The sequence below is a fragment of the Finegoldia sp. P1-F-LS genome (assembly GCF_052932205.1).
Map to the genome: position 1 here is coordinate 76,572 of NZ_JBRFJH010000003.1, position 15,778 is coordinate 92,349.

Sequence of the window (15,778 nt, forward strand, 5' to 3'; positions counted from 1 at the left end):
TTATCTCCTATTATTAAACAAATAATTTTTTTGCTTAGAAAGTGCATTTGTTAGGTAATTTGAAGTAAGTCCAACAAATACACCTGTAAATATACTCAAAAACACCAAAATTGGCAAATAAACCAAAATTCTAAGATTGTTCAGCATAACTGCACACACCAAAACTTGCGATAAGTTATGAGTAAAAGCTCCAAACAAGCTAACACCAATCAACGAAAAATATTTTCTCAAATATTTGTTGACCAAATACATCACAACAAGTGAACTTACAGCTCCTGCCAATGAATAGAAAAAGCTTATAACCGCCCCTGTAATTAGCATTAATAAAAATGATTTTAGGATTCCTATTACAAGAGAATCTCTAAATCCAAAAACAATTAAACATGTCAATATTACAATGTTGCTGAGCCCAAGTTTTGCTCCAGGCATTACGATTGGAAGTGGAATCATCGACTCAATCAAGCTTACAACCAATGCAACTGCCGTTAAAATAGGAATATGTAATCTTTTCATCAATAATTCACCACATCAATATCATCTTTGTTTTGCTTGTTAGCCTTAATTTCTACAACTAATTTGTTCGGCAAACAAACAATAACATCCCCTGGTTTATCTATCTTTCCTTTTAGCATACACAACTTGTCCGGACAATCGGATTCAGTAATTGAAACGCTATATCCATGAATATGAACAACGTTGTGACCGTATTTATTATCGATTTTATAATCATAATGATCGATTGGAAGTGTAATTTGTTTGATTTCTTTTCCATTCACTTGAATTGAAACGTATTTATCTTGTGCATTTACGTTATTATAATTTAAAATCACAAACAAGATGGCCGAAAAACACAACAAAAATCCAATCAAAATTTTATCGTATTTAGTCATAAATTTCTCCTTTAAACTACCTTATAGTTTATCATTTTATCGTGTATCTTTTCAAGATTAAACAAAAACGAAAATTCATTTGCAAATAAAAAGAACCTCGAAACTTTAAATATTTCGAAGTTCTTCAATTAAACTATTAATGATTTTTCAAAAAATTTTTTAATGAGTTTTTCCACCTGTAACTTTGATGTCTTCATCATTGTCTATTACAGCTTCAATTGCTTTTTCCAATGCCTTTGCAATTGTATCCAAGTTCATTGAAGCAGTGTGTGGTTTATTCAAAACTTGTTCTGGTAAGAATGGAATGTGAATAAATCCTGTTCTCATATTAGGATATTCAGTAGCTCTTAGATGAGCCATTCCGTATGCAACATGATTACAGATGAATGTTCCTGCAGTGTTTGACACAGATGCTGGAATGTTTGCTGATTTTATGTTTTCAACCATTGCTTTGATTGGTAAAGTCAACAAATATGCATCAGGACCATCTTCGGCGATTTTTTCGTCGATTGGTTGGTTTCCCTCGTTATCCTTAATTCTACAATCATCAACGTTGATTGCGACTCTTTCTACAGTGATGTCTTCACGTCCACCAGCTTGTCCAACTGATATTACAACATCTGGTTTAACTTCTTTTATTTTTTCTTTTAATTTGTCTACACTTTTTCCAATAACTGTAGGAATTTCTATTTTGATTATTTCATTTCCTTTAATTGAATCAGGTAATAGCTTAACTGATTCAATAGCAGGATTGATTTTTTCTCCACCAAATGGATCAAAACCTGAAACTAATATTTTCATAAATTTACCTCCTAAAATGCTAATATCATTAATAATACAACATGAACAACAACTAGAGCTAAAGCAACTGGAAGTTGTGCTTTAATAACTCCGTTTTTATCTTTCATCTCTAAGATTGCAGCTGGCACTATGTTAAAGTTTGCTGCCATTGGTGTCATCAAAGTACCGCAGTAACCAGCAGTCATACCAAGTGATGCTACAACAGCAGGATTTGCACCTTTTGCCATCAATAAAGGAACACCAATTCCTAGAGTAATAACAGTAAATGCAGCAAATGCATTACCCATTATCATCGTAAATATAACCATTCCAACAATATATGCAACAGCGGCTGCAAATACTCCCGCATCGCCTACAATTCCAGCAGCCAAGCTACCTATTAGTTTACCTACCCCTGCAGATGCAAATATAACTCCCAAACCACCTAATAATTGTGGTAGTAATGATGAAGATCCAACTTGCATCAACATTTTAGTAGTGTCCTCAGCAGTTTCTTTTGCTTTTGGTTTTGCAATAATAATCGCAATAATCAAAGCCAATAATGATGAAATAGTAAGAACTTGAGCAGCTGACAATGAGAATACTGCGTCAGAATTTTTCAATGGAATCTTAAATGATTTCAATTGCGATAGAAGCATTGCACTAATTCCCATTACTAAAGCCGGAATAAAAATCTTGCCTCCAACTTTTTCAGCATTTTTCTCTCTTTCTTCTTCTGTTAGTTCTTTAAATTCTCCTGGTTTGATTTGGTTAGCAATTGATAAAACTCCCAATAATAAAAGTATAACACCTACAATTATTCCACCAGATTCTACATGTCTAACCAAGAATCCTCCACCGGCAAATAATATTCCCAATAATATCCAGAAAATCATTGTACCAATCTTTGCTTCTTTGTTGAGTCTTGCACGGATACCAGTCATTATGCAGATAATTCCACATAAGATGTATGCTATCTCATCAAGAGCTACTTTATTATCTACAAAAAAATCAAGCATTTTTCATATCCTTTCTAAGTTTCATTTCAAAAACAGCACATTGTATAAGTGCAATAATCAACATACTAACACCTGCAAATATAGACCATTTAGCTATTTCTGCCGTGTCCAATGGGAATCCTGCATCTTTTAAAGTAGTTTGCATTAAAAGTACACCAGATGCCAATGGAAATATATTTTGTCCGTAGAAGTTACCATAGTTTTCTACAGCAGCAGCAAGACCTTTTAATTCATCAAGTCTAACTTCTGTCAAATCTACTTTCTTTCTTGCAGCACCTTCTGCCATTGGTAAAATCAATGGACGTATAAATTGAACGTGTCCACCAAGTCTTAAAGAAAAAGCAGCTGCTATCCATCTAATGAATAAATAAATCCATAAAACAGACGCTGCACTAGCCATTTTAAATTTCGATATAAAATCTCTAGCCTTTTCCTTTAGTCCGTATCGTTCCATAATCGCGATAACAGGGAATGAAATCAAGAACAAACTCATCAGTCTATTGTTGACAAATCCCTCTCCCATAATTTTCAAAGTGCCTGTTAATCCGAGACCTCCTGCAAGACCTGTAACAAGACCTGCCAAGAGAACTATTCCCAAAACATCTAGTTTTAGTGCGAATCCAACGACAATAATTAATATTCCTATGAAAACTAAATATTCTCCCATACTTTGCTCCTTAATTTTATTAGCCAAATAGATTTTAGCTTCTTAAGATTATACCCGATACTTTTTTATTTTAAACTTTTAATTAAATTTTATTTTCAATTTCATTGTTGCGTTATTTTTATTCGTTAAATTTATAATAATTAATCTCAAAAAAACAGACCGTAAAATTTACGGTCTGTAAAATATTAAGCTTCTTTAACAGCAGCTTCTTGAGCTTTTGCTTTAGCTTGTTCTTCTTTTATTTTTAGTCCTGGATAAATAGCTTTTGTAGGACATTTGTCTACTGCTTTTTGAACTTGTTCTGGATCTAATCCTTCAGCATTGTTGAAGTGAGCTAAGTTATCTTCAACGCTGAATCCGTCTGGACACATCTTAGCGCAAATTCCACAAGCAATACATCCAACTTTACAGTATTGTCTTACATCTTTACCTTTATCGTGACTGTTACATCTTACATAAACGTCTTGATCATAGTCAACAAGTTTAATAATATTTCTTGGACAAATTTCAATACATTTTTTACAAGATGTACATTTTTCTTTGTCTACTAATGCAATGCCATTTACAATGTGAATCGCATCGAAGTCACACACATCTACACAAGTTCCGCAACCCAAACATCCGTCTGGACAAGTTTTGCTTCCACCTTGAAGATTGTGGTTAACTCTACAATCCATAATACCTTTGTATTTGAATTTTTCAGTAGCGTATTCTGGAGTTCCTTGGCACATTACACATGCAACTTGCTTTGCAGAATCCACTGCGTCAGCTCCCATGAATGCTGCTAATTTGTCGGCAGTTTCTTTTCCACCAACTGGACAAGAATTACAAGGTGCTCCTTTGTTTACGATGGCATCTGCAAGTCCGTCGCAACCTGGAAATCCACAGGCACCACAGTTTGCGCCCGGTAACATTTCTCTTACTTTAAGTACTCTTCTATCAACTTGAACTTCGAATTTTTTAGATGCAAAACCCAAAAGCAATGCAAATAAAATTCCTAGTGCTCCCAAGATTATAAATGGAGTTAAAATTGTCATTTATTACCTCCTATACCAATCCGCCGAATCCGAAGAATGTCATCGCCATTAATCCAATAGTAATAAATGCGATTGGTACACCTTTAAAACTTTCAGGAATATTTTTGTTCATTGCGATTCTTTCTCTGATTGCAGCTAATAAAGTTATCGCTAAAATGAAACCTAGTGAAGCACCGATAGCACTTGCTAATGTTTCAATTAAGTTGTATTTTTCTTTTACGTTTGCTAATGCAACACCCAATACTATACAGTTTGTAGTTATAAGAGGCAAGAACACACCAAGTGCGGAGTACAAGTTTGGACTCATTTTCTTTAATGCCATTTCTACGAATTGTACCAATGTCGCAATAACCAATATGAACACTATCGTTTGTAAGTATTCAATGTGAAATCTTTCTAGTATTTGAATTTGTAGAACGTAAGTTACGACAGATGCTATTGTGATAACGAAGAATACTGCCATACCCATACCAATAGCTGTTTCAGTTTTTGAAGATACACCTATCAATGGGCAAAGTCCTAAGAATTGACCAAATACGTAGTTGTTTACTAATAAGTAAAGAACTATTATTTTAAATATATTTGCTAACATTAGTCTTCACCTCTCATATTGTTCTTCTTTCTTTCTTGTCTTGATAAGAAATAATTGTAAGTAGCTAACAATATTCCAAGTACCATGAATGCTCCTGGAGCTGCTGACATGATACCAATTGGTGGAATGTTTCCTATTACAAGTTTTCCTAAGATTTTTCCTGAGCCTAATAATTCTCTAATGAATGCAACCAAAATGATTACAACTCCATATCCCAAACCATTAGAGATACCATCTAATAATGACAAGAATACACCATTTTTAGATGCGAAAGATTCTGCTCTTGCTAAGATTATACAGTTTACAACGATTAGAGGAACGAATGCTCCCAATGAACTGTATAATGCTGGAACAAATGCTTCAAGTATCATTGAAACTAATGTTACGAATGTTGCGATTACAACGATATATGCCGGAATTCTTACTTTATCCGGAATAAAATTTCTAAGTAATGATATTACTATGTTTGAACAAATCAAAACGAATGTGAACGCCGCAGTCATACCAATTGCGTTTTCTACTGATGTAGATACACCAAGTACAGAACACAAACCTACCAATTGGATTAAAACTGGGTTGTTCTTAAGAATGCTGCTTTTGAAAACTTTAGCCGCTTTACCTTTTTCCATAATTTCCCTCCTATTTTAATCCCGCATTAGCTTTTTGAGCTACGTTCAATGCGTTTTTGGCTGCTGTAGTGGAATAAGTTGCACCACTTAAAGCTTGAATTTCGTTGTCAGCTTGTGGTTTTTTCACAGCTGCTATTTCTTTTTCCATAGATTTTCCAATAACTGAATCTACGAATTCTGGATCCCCAATTCTACTTCCAATTCCTGGAGTTTCTTGTGATTCAAGAATTGAATATCCTACGATTTTATTTTCATTGTTTACACCAAATACGAAAACAACATTTCCTGAATATCCGCCAACGCCTATTGCTTTATATACATGACCTACTGGTTTGCCACCTTTGATAGCTTCTTGTACGTCATCTAAGTTTTCGTCTTTTGCTTTCAAATCTTTGATTTTTGCTTCATCAAGCGGTTTAAAAGATTCTGCATCAGGAAAAGCTACCTTCAAAGATTTTTGATAATTTTCTAATCTTTTAGCTTCGATAATCGGTTCTGTAACTTGGTTTGCAAATGCAAGTACAACCGCACTAATTGCTGTGATTATAAACAATCTAATAGCTAAATTTATTGAACTTCTCATATTCCTTGTTTACCTCCTCTACCAATTGGTGTTGGAACTGTATATTGATCGATAAATGGTACTGCACAGTTCATGAAGATTATCGCATAAGATACACCTTCTGGAAGGTTACCAAATTGTCTTATGATAGCTGTAAAGAAACCACAACCAATAGCAAATATAATTTGTCCTTTTGGAGTAACTGGACTAGTTGAATAATCTGTAGCCATGTAGAATGCTCCCAAGATTAAACCACCAATAAATATGTTCATAAAAGCGTCTTGAATTCCTACGCCACAAATAAGTAATGTAACAAATGTTGTTGCGATGTAAACTAATGGAATTCTAAGATTGATTACTCTTCTGTATAATAGATAAGCTACACCGATAAGTAATGCTATTGCACTTACTTCCCCGATTGTACCACCCATGTGTCCTATGATGGCATTCATAAAACCAACTGGTTGACCACCTGATAAAACTGTCGCATAACTTTCAGCGTCCACTGCTTTTTGTGTTAGTGGAGCAGTGTAGTTACTCATTGCTTGTGCCCAACTTGCCATCAAGAAAGCACGTCCTGCTAATGCAGGGTTCATGAAGTTTGAACCAATTCCTCCAAATAATTGTTTTACAATTATGATTGAAAATACCGATCCTATGATGATCATTGGAATTGGCAAAGTAACTGGAACGTTGTAAGCCAAAAGCATACCTGTTACAACAGCTGATAAATCGCTAATTGTAGAAGGTTGTTTCATTATTTTTTGATAACAATATTCTGATAATACACAAGCTATAACTGCTGATAATACCAAAACTAAACTTCTCATTCCGAATTCGTAAACACTCACTATCAAAGCAGGAACTAAAGCGATGATAACATCAAGCATAATTCTTTGAATAGATTCTGCACTTCTTTGATGAGGAGCAGCTTCTACGATTAAATGAGATAAGTCGTATTCTTTTTGTACAATTTCTTTATTTTCCATAGACTATCCCCTTTTCCTTTGTTGTGCTTTTAATTGAGTCTTTGCGTGTACAATTGCTTCAACTAATGGTCTGTTTGATGGACAAATATAGCTGCAAGTACCACATTCGATACAATCATTCAAATGCATTTTTTCTGCTCCTTCAAAATCACCGTTCAATGATTTTAATTGTAAGAACAATGGTAATAAGCCGATAGGACATACATCCACACACTTAGCACATTTAATACAAGGTTCTGGAGAAGCAAGAGTTGCATCTTTTTCGTTCATGCAAATAATTCCACCTGTTGTTTTAACAGTTGGAGCTTCCAAATTGTATTGGCAAGCACCCATCATAGGTCCACCAACTACAATCTTATATGGTGTTTCTTTGAATCCGTCGCAATAATCTACTAAATCTTTGAATTTAGTACCTACAGGAACGTATATATTTTTAGGTTCTTTGATAGCTGAACCTGTCATTGTTACAATTCTATGAGTCAAAGGAATACTATGAACTACAGCATCGTAAATTGCCATAGCACTTGAAATATTCAAACCTTGAACTCCTCTTTCGTTTGATCTTTGAGCTTTCGAAATCTTCTTACCAGTAATTGCATTGATAAGTCTTCTTTCGTCCCCTTGTGGGTATTTTGTTTTAACAGAGCAAATCGAAATATTTTTCTCATCCTTAGCGGCATTTTTCAAAATTCCGATAGCTTTTTGTTTGTTATCCTCAACCCCTATGTATCCTTTGTCGCAATCCATCAATTTCATGATAATTTTCAATCCACCGATAGCTTTTTGAGGATATAATTCCATGTTAAGTTGGTCACTAGTTAAATAAGGTTCACATTCTGCCCCGTTTAAGATAACTTGCTCGATTTTTACATCGGGTTTTTTATTCATCTTAAGATGTGTAGGGAATCCTGCTCCACCCAAACCTACTATACCAGCTTCTTTTATTCTCTCTAGGATAACTTCTTTTGATAATTGTGTGAAATCATCATTTGTTTCAGTGTATCCTAACTCGTTTAAACCGTCTGATTCGATTACTACGACTTCACCTTTTTGACCATTTGACAATACCATTTGCTCAATTTTCATAACCTTTCCACTAACTGAACTGTGAACAGGCGCTGAAATAGTCGCTTTAGATTCACCAATTTTTTGGCCCACTTTAACCTCGTCGCCTACTTTTACTATAGGTGTACAAGGCGCACCAATGTGTTGATGCAATGGGATGTAAACCATTTTAGGTTCAAAATTTGTATCTAAAGGACAATTTTGAGTGTAGGATTTATGATCATCCATGTGAAATCCGCCCTTAAAAGTCAGATTTTCTAAACTCATTTTTTCACCCCTTTAATAAAATAAAAAATGGTGCAGAGAAAGAGACTTGAACTCTTACGGGATTACTCCCACTGCCCCCTCAAGACAGCGTGTCTACCATTCCACCACCCCTGCGTGATAAAGACCTTTATTAAAAAGGTCTTTTAATATTTATTAATAATATTTTTGATTAATTTAATGTAGTTTTTCGCCCAAACCTTGAAACTTTTGTGCATATTTTCTTCTAGCTTAGTATCTTCGTAGAAGATCTTGTAAATATTGTATTGGTTTTCAACCTTTACAACGTAGTATTTCGTCTCAGAAGATGGAATATCGTCTAAAGTTTGACCATCTTTTGAAAAAGATTCGTTCGACAACCATTCTTTTACATTTCCAATTCCACCGTTGTAAGCAGCAATCGCCAAATCGTGGTTTTTGAAATGATGCAACAAATACGATAAATATGCAGTACCCATCTCAATGTTTTTGTCAGGTTTTTTCAAATCATCCATTGTAAAGTGAGTATTTCTCATATTGTTAATACTTTCAGCAGTGTCTGGCATCAATTGCATAAGCCCCAAAGCTCCAGCCTTTGATTTTACACTTGGATCAAAGTTAGATTCAACTTTAATGACACTCATAACCAAAAGTGGATCAACGTTGTATTCTTTTGAGTATGTATTAACTAAATCGACATATTTAACTGGCCTTGTCACTGTAGAATAAGCGCTCACGCCAAATCCAACTAAAAACACAATCACAATAATTGAAATAATCGTGATTAAAAATCTTTTAATAAATTTCATAATTTTTTCCTATCTATTAGTTCGTCAACTTTGAGTATTAAATCTGATTCAGTCGTGTTGTTTACAATAACTTCGTCAAATTCACTAATTTTTTTCTCATAATCTAGTTGGGAATTAATTCTTGTAACAGCAGTATCGTAATCAAAGTTGTTTCTATCGATTATTCTTTGAATTCTAATGTCCCTGTCAGCTACAACTACCCAATCTTCATCGACGTTGATATATTTGTCAAGCAAATCTTTGCTTTCCAAATACATAGAAATTTCTAGAAAAATCAAATCAGACTTTTCCTTCTTAATTCTTTTTACTACTCTTAATATTATATCAGTATGTGTCAATTCTTCAAGCTTTTTTAATAATGTTTTTGAATTAAATACAAGTTTGGAAAGTTTTTTTCTATCTATGTCAGAATTTTCATCTAAAATTTCTTTTCCAAACTCATCAATAAGCTTGTAATAAAGATCTGTACCTTGCTCATAGATTTGGTGAGTAATCTCATCCAAATCTATTACAACAAAGCCTTTTTCTCTTATTCTTCTGCACACCGTGCTTTTCCCGCTGGCGATATTGCCACAAACTACGATGATTTTTTTATTTTGCATCATACCAATTATCTGCACTGTTTACGTCTATCTTCATATCGACTTTCAAATCAACAGCATGTGTCATGACATCTTTCATTATTTCAAGAACTTTTTCTCGTTCGTCTTTTGGACAATCAACAATAAGCTCATCGTGAACTTGCAAAATCAATTTTGCTTTAAGTTTTTCTTCGTTCAATCTATTGTAGAATTTGACCATTGCAACTTTGATGATATCCGCTGCTGATCCTTGGATTGGCGTGTTAAGTGCCACACGTTCCCCAAAACTTCTAACATTGTAGTTTTTGGATTTCAATTCTGGAATGTATCTTCTTCTGTTCATAATAGTTTCAACGTAGCCTTTTTCCTTGCCAATTGCAACTATATCTTCCATGTATTGTTTGATACCTTTGTAAGTGTCCAAATAATTTTCGATGTATTCTTTGGCTTCTTTTCTACTTATGTGCAAATCTTTACTCAAAGAATAATCTCCAATTCCGTAAACAATACCGAAGTTTACAGCCTTTGCGTTGGATCTTTGAAGTGATGTTACCTTATCAAAATCAACCTTGAACACTTCGCTGGCAGTTTTTCTGTGAATATCCGCACCGTGCTTGAATGCATCAAGCATAACCTCATCATTTGCCAAATCAGCCAACACTCTAAGCTCAATTTGTGAATAATCCGCATCCAACAACATATTTCCTTCGCTTGGAACAAATGCTTTTCTAATTAATCTTCCTTCTTCAGTTCTAATAGGAATATTTTGCAAGTTAGGATTAGTAGAGCTAATTCTTCCAGTTTGTGCGATAGTTTGTTGGAAAGTCGTGTGAATTTTGCCGTCTTTTTTGATTAAATCCACCATTCCATCGATATATGTTGTTTTAAGTTTCGTAATTGTTCTGTATCTTAAAATGTAGTCGATAATTTCGTGTCTTCCACTTAAAGCTTCCAAAACTTCTTGGTCTGTCGATGGGCCTGTTTTGTTCTTCTTTATCACAGGAAGCTCTAAATCTTCAAACAACACTTCTGCCAATTGCTTTGATGAGTTGATGTTGATTTTCTTTCCGATAAGTTCTTCAACACTTTTTTCGATTGATTTTATCTCATCTTCGAAAAGTTCTCCCATCTCGACCAAAGTTTCTTTCTTGACACAAACTCCCGTAAATTCCATGTCACACAAAACTTTTATCAAAGGAATTTCAACATCTCTGTACAGATGCATCATATCTTCTTCTTCTATTTCTGAAATCTTTTCGTACAATTTATTTGTAAACATCATGTATTTCACAATGTAATTGTCGATTTCTTTCTCGTCAGATTCCAAAATAGTCTTCTTGGATTTGCCTTTTCCTGTAATATCTTCAAGCGGCTTGAAATCATATCCGATAACTTTAGGGTCAGATCTTTCCATACTATAACTTGTCTTGGATGGATCGAGCAAATATTCTATGATTACAACATCATCGTAATTGTACGAAATGCCGATACCATATCGCATCAAATGATAAATACATGGTTTGATATCAAATGAAAGCTTGCTGATATCTTTCGATTCGAATTCTTCCTTGAATAATTCTACAAGATCTACGTTTCTTGTAATGTACACCTTGTCAGTGTAAATAGCAAAAATCACAGGCTCATTGTCCACATAATAATCATCATTGAACAATGCAAAAGTAAACTTTTTGTTCTCTTTAATATAAGCTTTAATTTCATCTACTTTTTCATCTAAGTTTTCATATTCAAACTTTTCATTGGATTCTTCGTTTGGAAGTTTTTTGATAAAACTGTTGAATTCAAGTTTAGTAAGGACTTCAATCAGATGATCATTGTCAGCTTCTTTTATAGTACAATCCTCGATTCCAAATCCCATTAAATCTTCAGGAACATCTGTATTAATCGTTCCAAGCTCTCTACTCAAATATGCAATGTCTTCTCCATCAATGACTTTTTGCTTAGTTTTCTTGCCGGAAATTTCATCGACATGCTCGTACAATCCTTCAATGCTTCCGTATTTTTGAATGTATTTAAGAGCAGTCTTTTCTCCAACGCCATCAATTCCGGGAATATTGTCCGATTTATCTCCCATCAAACCTTTCAAATCAATCATTTGTTTAGGCGTAATTCCGTATTCTTCTTTCAAAACATCTACATCATAGATTTTTGTTTCAGTGATTCCTCTTTTTGTAAGGACAACTTTTGTGTTATTGTCAATAAGCTGCAGATAATCCTTGTCACCAGTCAATAAATACACATCGTAATCTTTTGATGAAGCTTGTTTTGCCAATGTTCCTGCAATGTCGTCTGCTTCATATCCTTTCAAATCAATGTATGAAACTCCCATCGCTTTCAACAATTCTTTTAACATATCGAATTGGCCGATTAATTCTTCCGGAGTTTCTTGACGATTGCCCTTGTATTCAGAATATTTTTCGTGTCTGAAAGTTGGCTCTTTTCTATCAAAACACACAACTACAAGATCTGGATTGATTTTTCCCATAACAGAATAATACATATTCATAAATCCAAACACACCATTAGTGTGAATTCCATCTTTTGTTGTCAAATCTCTGATAGCATAAAAACCTCTGAATAAAAGAGATGAGCCGTCAATAATTAAAGCTTTTTTTGACATTTTATAATCCCTTGTTTTCTTTTTCGAAAGCCATTATCTTGTCCACTCTTCTTTGGTGACGACCAGCTTCGAATTCATTTTCCAAGAAAGTTTTGATGATTAGTTTGGCAACTTCATCTCCAATTACACGCGCTCCGAAGCAAAGCACATTTGCATTATTGTGGTTTCTGCTCATTTTCGCACTGTACACATCAGACACACAAGCCGCTCTTATTCCTTCGAATTTGTTCGCAGCCAAGCTCATGCCAATACCTGTTCCACAAATCAAAATTCCCAAATCAGAATTTCCTTTTTGGATTTCTTCGCAAACTTTCTTTGCATAATCTGGATAATCTACTGAATCAGCTGAATTTGTTCCCAAATCCACAACTTGATTTCCCAAACTTTTTATATATTCAACCATTGAATCTTTTAATTCAAATCCACCGTGATCGGCTGCTATTGCTATTTTCATAAAAACCTCCAAATATATTATTACCTACATTTTATAATATGTTCATATATTTATCAATTATTTGAAGAATTACACATTTTATGGTAAAATATAGTTGTAAAAATATGGGGATGTCTTGGTTTCGACAGGGATATTGAAGTTTGAATAGCGAGTCGTTTTCGTCTACAAACGTAAAAAAAGGACAACTAAATATAAACGCTGAAGATAATAACTTCGCATTAGCTGCCTAATAACGGCGGCCGATTCAAAAACTAGAAAATCGTCCTGCGTTTTCTTTTTGAATCTCAACTAATGAGCAGGAACATCTCGTATATTTTCCTCTGGTATATGAGATTATTTAAGAGGATATATCGATCATAGTTTTGTCAGTTAAATTTTGATCGACGAATAAAAATTAATTGACTGCACTCGGAGAAGTTCTTAGGGATATATTTTTGGACAGGAGTTCGATTCTCCTCATCTCCACCATATATTTTGAAATTAGCTCATTTTAACTCAAAACGTTGATAAATGGGCTTTTTTGTTTTTAAACATAAGTATTTTTGCCTAAATATCTCAAGTTTTTTAAAAATTTTTCGGTAAAACTTTCGGTAAGAATTTTTCTTCACTGATTTTATACAGTTTCTTGTATATTAAAGTCTGATTTTGAATATAAAAAAAGAGAGTCGCTAAAACTCTCTATTTCTAAAATTTAATACCAAAATTTTATTATTTCAATTCATTAATAATTACCGTGGAATTATCCCCCGCAAACACGTTGTGTTTTAAATTAGTTTGAGTATCAATGTATTCGATACATTTGTCATCGTAAGTAAAATCAAATTTTCCTTCTTTTTTGAAAATTTCTTTTCCTTCTGCATTATAAATTATGATTTCTCTTTTGATTCCACCGCTGTATTCGCTTTTTACATTTTTCTTAAATCTTTGAAATCCTGCTGATTTGAACACCAATGCGCTGCATGATGCCAAGAAAATAAGTACAACTATCAATATTATCCATATTTTCTTTTTTACATTTTTCGTTTTGTTTTCTTCTGACATTTTACTCTCCTTTTTATTTGTCCAATTTTTTTGTGAAACGCTTTCCAAAATCTAAAACTACGTTTTAAAATATCGTTGTTATTCATCATGATAAAACACTTTAACACGATGCTATTTATCTGTTAAAAATTTCGTTTTTTATTTGACTAAACGATTCAAATATTGTTATAATATTATTATAGCAGAAACATATTGTTTTTGTACAACTTACAAAAGGAGTGATTTATTATGGCAAACGGAGTACTTCATATTCCAGGTTTCATTTATTTCGGAGAAGGAACTTTTTCAAAATTAAGTGAATTGAAAGGTAAGAAAGCAATTATTGTTACAGGTGGAAATTCTATGAAGAAAAACGGTTTCGTAGATAGAGCTTGTGAAGAATTGAAGAACGCAAATATGGAAGTATGCGTTTTTGATGGCGTTGAAGAAAATCCATCAGTTAAAACTGTTGAAGAAGGCGCTAAGAAAATGCAAGAATTCCAACCAGATTGGATAATCGCATTAGGTGGCGGTTCTGCAATGGACGCTGCAAAATGTATGTGGGCTTTTTATGAACATCCTGAATTAAAATTCGAAGATATCATTGAACCAGGATCTCTTCCAGAACTTCGTAAAAAAGCAAAATTCGTTGGTATACCATCAACTTCAGGTACTGCAAGTGAAATTACTGCATTCTCAGTTATCACTGATACTGAAAAACACATCAAATATCCATTAGTATCTGATCACATTGTTCCAGACATCGCTATAGTAGATCCTGTTCTACCATCTAAGATGCCAAAATCAGTTACAGCAAATACTGGTATGGACGTTGTAGCACACGCTACAGAAGCATTAGTATCTAATATCGCTAACGATTATACTGACGCACTTGCAATTCACGCATTGAAATTGGTATTTGAATATTTACCAAAAGCTTGCGAAAATCCAGACGACATGGAAGCTCGTGAAAAAATGCATAATGCATCAACAATGGCAGGTATCGCATTTACATCAGCTTCACTTGGTTTAGTTCACTCATTAGCACACAAAATTGGTGGCGAATTTGGAATTACTCACGGACTTGCTAACGCAATTCTACTTCCATACATCACACAATTTAACAGAAAAGCTACTAATAAAGTTGATTGGATTGAAAAAGAATTAAACGTAAAAGATTATCCAATTGCTGTTAGAGAATTAGCTAAGAAAGTTGGCATTCCACCAACATTGAAAGAAGTTGAAGAAAAATTCGGATTTAACAAAGAAAAATTTGACGCTGTATTGGATGAAATGAGCAAGAATGCTTACGAAGATCCATGTACTTTGACAAATCCACGTGAATCAAATCCAGAAATAGTAAAAATGATATATACTCACGCTTACAACGGCGAAGATATAACAGAATAAATTTAATAGCAAAATAATTTATGTATAAAATCTGAACTGACCTCAAAAGTTGGACCTAAAAACTAACTTAAGGAGGTCAGTTTTTAATGGCAAAATATAGAACATAATTTAAAGTAAAAGTAGCAAAATAATATTTAAAATCTATCATATCATATAAATATTTATCAGAAAAATTTAGAAGATAATTCATTAACACAGGCACAATTAAAAGAAAAAATAAAGAAATTAGAAGAAAAAAACTATGACCTGAACCCGTAAACACGGAATAATTTAATAATATTTTAAGCGGAATGTAATCTGTACATAACAGGGGACATTCCGTTTAATTTTGTTTTAATCCTATCTTCATTGTACCATTTAATATATTTTGGGTATGTGAAAAGTTTTGTATAT

The 15,778-nt window shown here is 33.6% G+C and carries 18 protein-coding genes, 1 tRNA gene and 1 other RNA gene; 2 read left to right on the forward strand and 18 right to left on the reverse strand.

Annotated elements, in window-relative coordinates; all coding sequences use genetic code 11:
* From ACU68Y_RS03765 to rpiB, 16 genes are all read right to left on the reverse strand, one after another.
* Complete coding sequence (locus ACU68Y_RS03765) at positions 1–513, reverse strand: Gx transporter family protein (protein WP_094202519.1); 513 nt, start codon at positions 511–513, stop codon at positions 1–3.
* Entirely contained in the window at positions 513–890 is a 378-nt protein-coding gene (locus tag ACU68Y_RS03770) for a NusG domain II-containing protein (protein WP_316451133.1), read from the reverse strand. Before ACU68Y_RS03770 ends, ACU68Y_RS03765 begins: the two co-directional genes overlap by 1 nt.
* A gap of 159 nt (positions 891–1,049) precedes the next feature.
* Positions 1,050–1,691, reverse strand: coding sequence for a pyroglutamyl-peptidase I (gene pcp, locus ACU68Y_RS03775; protein ID WP_002838852.1), 642 nt, complete (start codon positions 1,689–1,691; stop codon positions 1,050–1,052).
* 11 nt (positions 1,692–1,702) lie between these two features.
* Entirely contained in the window at positions 1,703–2,689 is a 987-nt protein-coding gene (locus ACU68Y_RS03780; RefSeq protein ID WP_446755341.1) for a 5-oxoproline transporter, DUF979 family subunit, read from the reverse strand.
* Positions 2,682–3,356: a DUF969 domain-containing protein gene (locus tag ACU68Y_RS03785; protein WP_002838831.1), complete on the reverse strand. Its 675-nt coding sequence runs from the start codon at positions 3,354–3,356 to the stop codon at positions 2,682–2,684. Before ACU68Y_RS03785 ends, ACU68Y_RS03780 begins: the two co-directional genes overlap by 8 nt.
* Before the next feature lie 185 nt (positions 3,357–3,541).
* Entirely contained in the window at positions 3,542–4,393 is an 852-nt protein-coding gene (locus tag ACU68Y_RS03790; RefSeq protein ID WP_094225463.1) for an RnfABCDGE type electron transport complex subunit B, read from the reverse strand.
* Positions 4,394–4,403: 10 nt separating this feature from the next.
* A complete protein-coding gene (locus ACU68Y_RS03795; protein ID WP_316534208.1) occupies positions 4,404–4,985 on the reverse strand; it encodes an electron transport complex protein RnfA in 582 nt (193 codons plus the stop codon).
* Positions 4,985–5,614, reverse strand: a complete 630-nt coding sequence (gene rsxE / locus ACU68Y_RS03800; RefSeq protein WP_002840581.1) for an electron transport complex subunit RsxE — start codon at positions 5,612–5,614, stop codon at positions 4,985–4,987. Before rsxE ends, ACU68Y_RS03795 begins: the two co-directional genes overlap by 1 nt.
* Before the next feature lie 10 nt (positions 5,615–5,624).
* Positions 5,625–6,197: an FMN-binding protein gene (locus tag ACU68Y_RS03805; protein WP_002841443.1), complete on the reverse strand. Its 573-nt coding sequence runs from the start codon at positions 6,195–6,197 to the stop codon at positions 5,625–5,627.
* Complete coding sequence (locus ACU68Y_RS03810; protein ID WP_094202515.1) at positions 6,194–7,165, reverse strand: RnfABCDGE type electron transport complex subunit D; 972 nt, start codon at positions 7,163–7,165, stop codon at positions 6,194–6,196. Before ACU68Y_RS03810 ends, ACU68Y_RS03805 begins: the two co-directional genes overlap by 4 nt.
* A 3-nt stretch (positions 7,166–7,168) precedes the next feature.
* Positions 7,169–8,497, reverse strand: coding sequence for an electron transport complex subunit RsxC (gene rsxC, locus ACU68Y_RS03815; RefSeq protein ID WP_002841223.1), 1,329 nt, complete (start codon positions 8,495–8,497; stop codon positions 7,169–7,171).
* 28 nt (positions 8,498–8,525) lie between these two features.
* Positions 8,526–8,611: transfer RNA gene (locus tag ACU68Y_RS03820), tRNA-Leu, on the reverse strand.
* Positions 8,612–8,640: 29 nt separating this feature from the next.
* Positions 8,641–9,282: a lytic transglycosylase domain-containing protein gene (locus tag ACU68Y_RS03825; protein ID WP_002841308.1), complete on the reverse strand. Its 642-nt coding sequence runs from the start codon at positions 9,280–9,282 to the stop codon at positions 8,641–8,643.
* Positions 9,279–9,887, reverse strand: coding sequence for a dephospho-CoA kinase (coaE, locus tag ACU68Y_RS03830; protein ID WP_446765324.1), 609 nt, complete (start codon positions 9,885–9,887; stop codon positions 9,279–9,281). The genes ACU68Y_RS03825 and coaE overlap by 4 nt, the downstream gene beginning before the upstream one ends.
* Positions 9,874–12,501 (reverse strand): DNA polymerase I, encoded by a 2,628-nt coding sequence (polA, locus tag ACU68Y_RS03835; RefSeq protein ID WP_094202514.1) that lies wholly within the window; start codon positions 12,499–12,501, stop codon positions 9,874–9,876. The genes coaE and polA overlap by 14 nt, the downstream gene beginning before the upstream one ends.
* Before the next feature lies 1 nt (position 12,502).
* On the reverse strand, positions 12,503–12,955 hold the full coding sequence (rpiB, locus tag ACU68Y_RS03840; RefSeq protein WP_446755343.1) for a ribose 5-phosphate isomerase B: 453 nt from the start codon (positions 12,953–12,955) through the stop codon (positions 12,503–12,505).
* Between the two features lie 106 nt (positions 12,956–13,061).
* Here rpiB and ssrA point away from each other — a divergent pair.
* Positions 13,062–13,423, forward strand: a transfer-messenger RNA (tmRNA) gene (gene ssrA, locus ACU68Y_RS03845).
* A gap of 240 nt (positions 13,424–13,663) precedes the next feature.
* Here the strand turns inward: ssrA and ACU68Y_RS03850 are convergent.
* Positions 13,664–13,996, reverse strand: a complete 333-nt coding sequence (locus tag ACU68Y_RS03850) for a hypothetical protein (RefSeq protein ID WP_002838816.1) — start codon at positions 13,994–13,996, stop codon at positions 13,664–13,666.
* Between the two features lie 228 nt (positions 13,997–14,224).
* Here ACU68Y_RS03850 and ACU68Y_RS03855 point away from each other — a divergent pair, with 228 nt between their 5' ends.
* Positions 14,225–15,385 carry an iron-containing alcohol dehydrogenase gene (locus tag ACU68Y_RS03855; protein ID WP_002840542.1) on the forward strand — a complete coding sequence of 387 codons (1,161 nt, stop codon included), beginning with the start codon at positions 14,225–14,227 and terminating at the stop codon, positions 15,383–15,385.
* 281 nt (positions 15,386–15,666) lie between these two features.
* Here ACU68Y_RS03855 and ACU68Y_RS03860 read toward each other — a convergent pair whose 3' ends face one another.
* Positions 15,667–15,747 (reverse strand): IS3 family transposase, encoded by an 81-nt coding sequence (locus ACU68Y_RS03860; protein WP_080551595.1) that lies wholly within the window; start codon positions 15,745–15,747, stop codon positions 15,667–15,669.
* Between the last annotated feature and the right edge of the window lie 31 nt (positions 15,748–15,778).

Coding starts and splice junctions, on each gene's coding strand:
- ACU68Y_RS03765 (WP_094202519.1), bottom strand. CDS start 513: ATGAAAAGATTACATATTCCTATTTTAACGGCAGTTGCATTGGTTGTA.
- ACU68Y_RS03770 (WP_316451133.1), bottom strand. CDS start 890: ATGACTAAATACGATAAAATTTTGATTGGATTTTTGTTGTGTTTTTCG.
- pcp (WP_002838852.1), bottom strand. CDS start 1,691: ATGAAAATATTAGTTTCAGGTTTTGATCCATTTGGTGGAGAAAAAATC.
- ACU68Y_RS03780 (WP_446755341.1), bottom strand. CDS start 2,689: ATGCTTGATTTTTTTGTAGATAATAAAGTAGCTCTTGATGAGATAGCA.
- ACU68Y_RS03785 (WP_002838831.1), bottom strand. CDS start 3,356: ATGGGAGAATATTTAGTTTTCATAGGAATATTAATTATTGTCGTTGGA.
- ACU68Y_RS03790 (WP_094225463.1), bottom strand. CDS start 4,393: ATGACAATTTTAACTCCATTTATAATCTTGGGAGCACTAGGAATTTTA.
- ACU68Y_RS03795 (WP_316534208.1), bottom strand. CDS start 4,985: ATGTTAGCAAATATATTTAAAATAATAGTTCTTTACTTATTAGTAAAC.
- rsxE (WP_002840581.1), bottom strand. CDS start 5,614: ATGGAAAAAGGTAAAGCGGCTAAAGTTTTCAAAAGCAGCATTCTTAAG.
- ACU68Y_RS03805 (WP_002841443.1), bottom strand. CDS start 6,197: ATGAGAAGTTCAATAAATTTAGCTATTAGATTGTTTATAATCACAGCA.
- ACU68Y_RS03810 (WP_094202515.1), bottom strand. CDS start 7,165: ATGGAAAATAAAGAAATTGTACAAAAAGAATACGACTTATCTCATTTA.
- rsxC (WP_002841223.1), bottom strand. CDS start 8,497: ATGAGTTTAGAAAATCTGACTTTTAAGGGCGGATTTCACATGGATGAT.
- ACU68Y_RS03825 (WP_002841308.1), bottom strand. CDS start 9,282: ATGAAATTTATTAAAAGATTTTTAATCACGATTATTTCAATTATTGTG.
- coaE (WP_446765324.1), bottom strand. CDS start 9,887: ATGATGCAAAATAAAAAAATCATCGTAGTTTGTGGCAATATCGCCAGC.
- polA (WP_094202514.1), bottom strand. CDS start 12,501: ATGTCAAAAAAAGCTTTAATTATTGACGGCTCATCTCTTTTATTCAGA.
- rpiB (WP_446755343.1), bottom strand. CDS start 12,955: ATGAAAATAGCAATAGCAGCCGATCACGGTGGATTTGAATTAAAAGAT.
- ACU68Y_RS03850 (WP_002838816.1), bottom strand. CDS start 13,996: ATGTCAGAAGAAAACAAAACGAAAAATGTAAAAAAGAAAATATGGATA.
- ACU68Y_RS03855 (WP_002840542.1), top strand. CDS start 14,225: ATGGCAAACGGAGTACTTCATATTCCAGGTTTCATTTATTTCGGAGAA.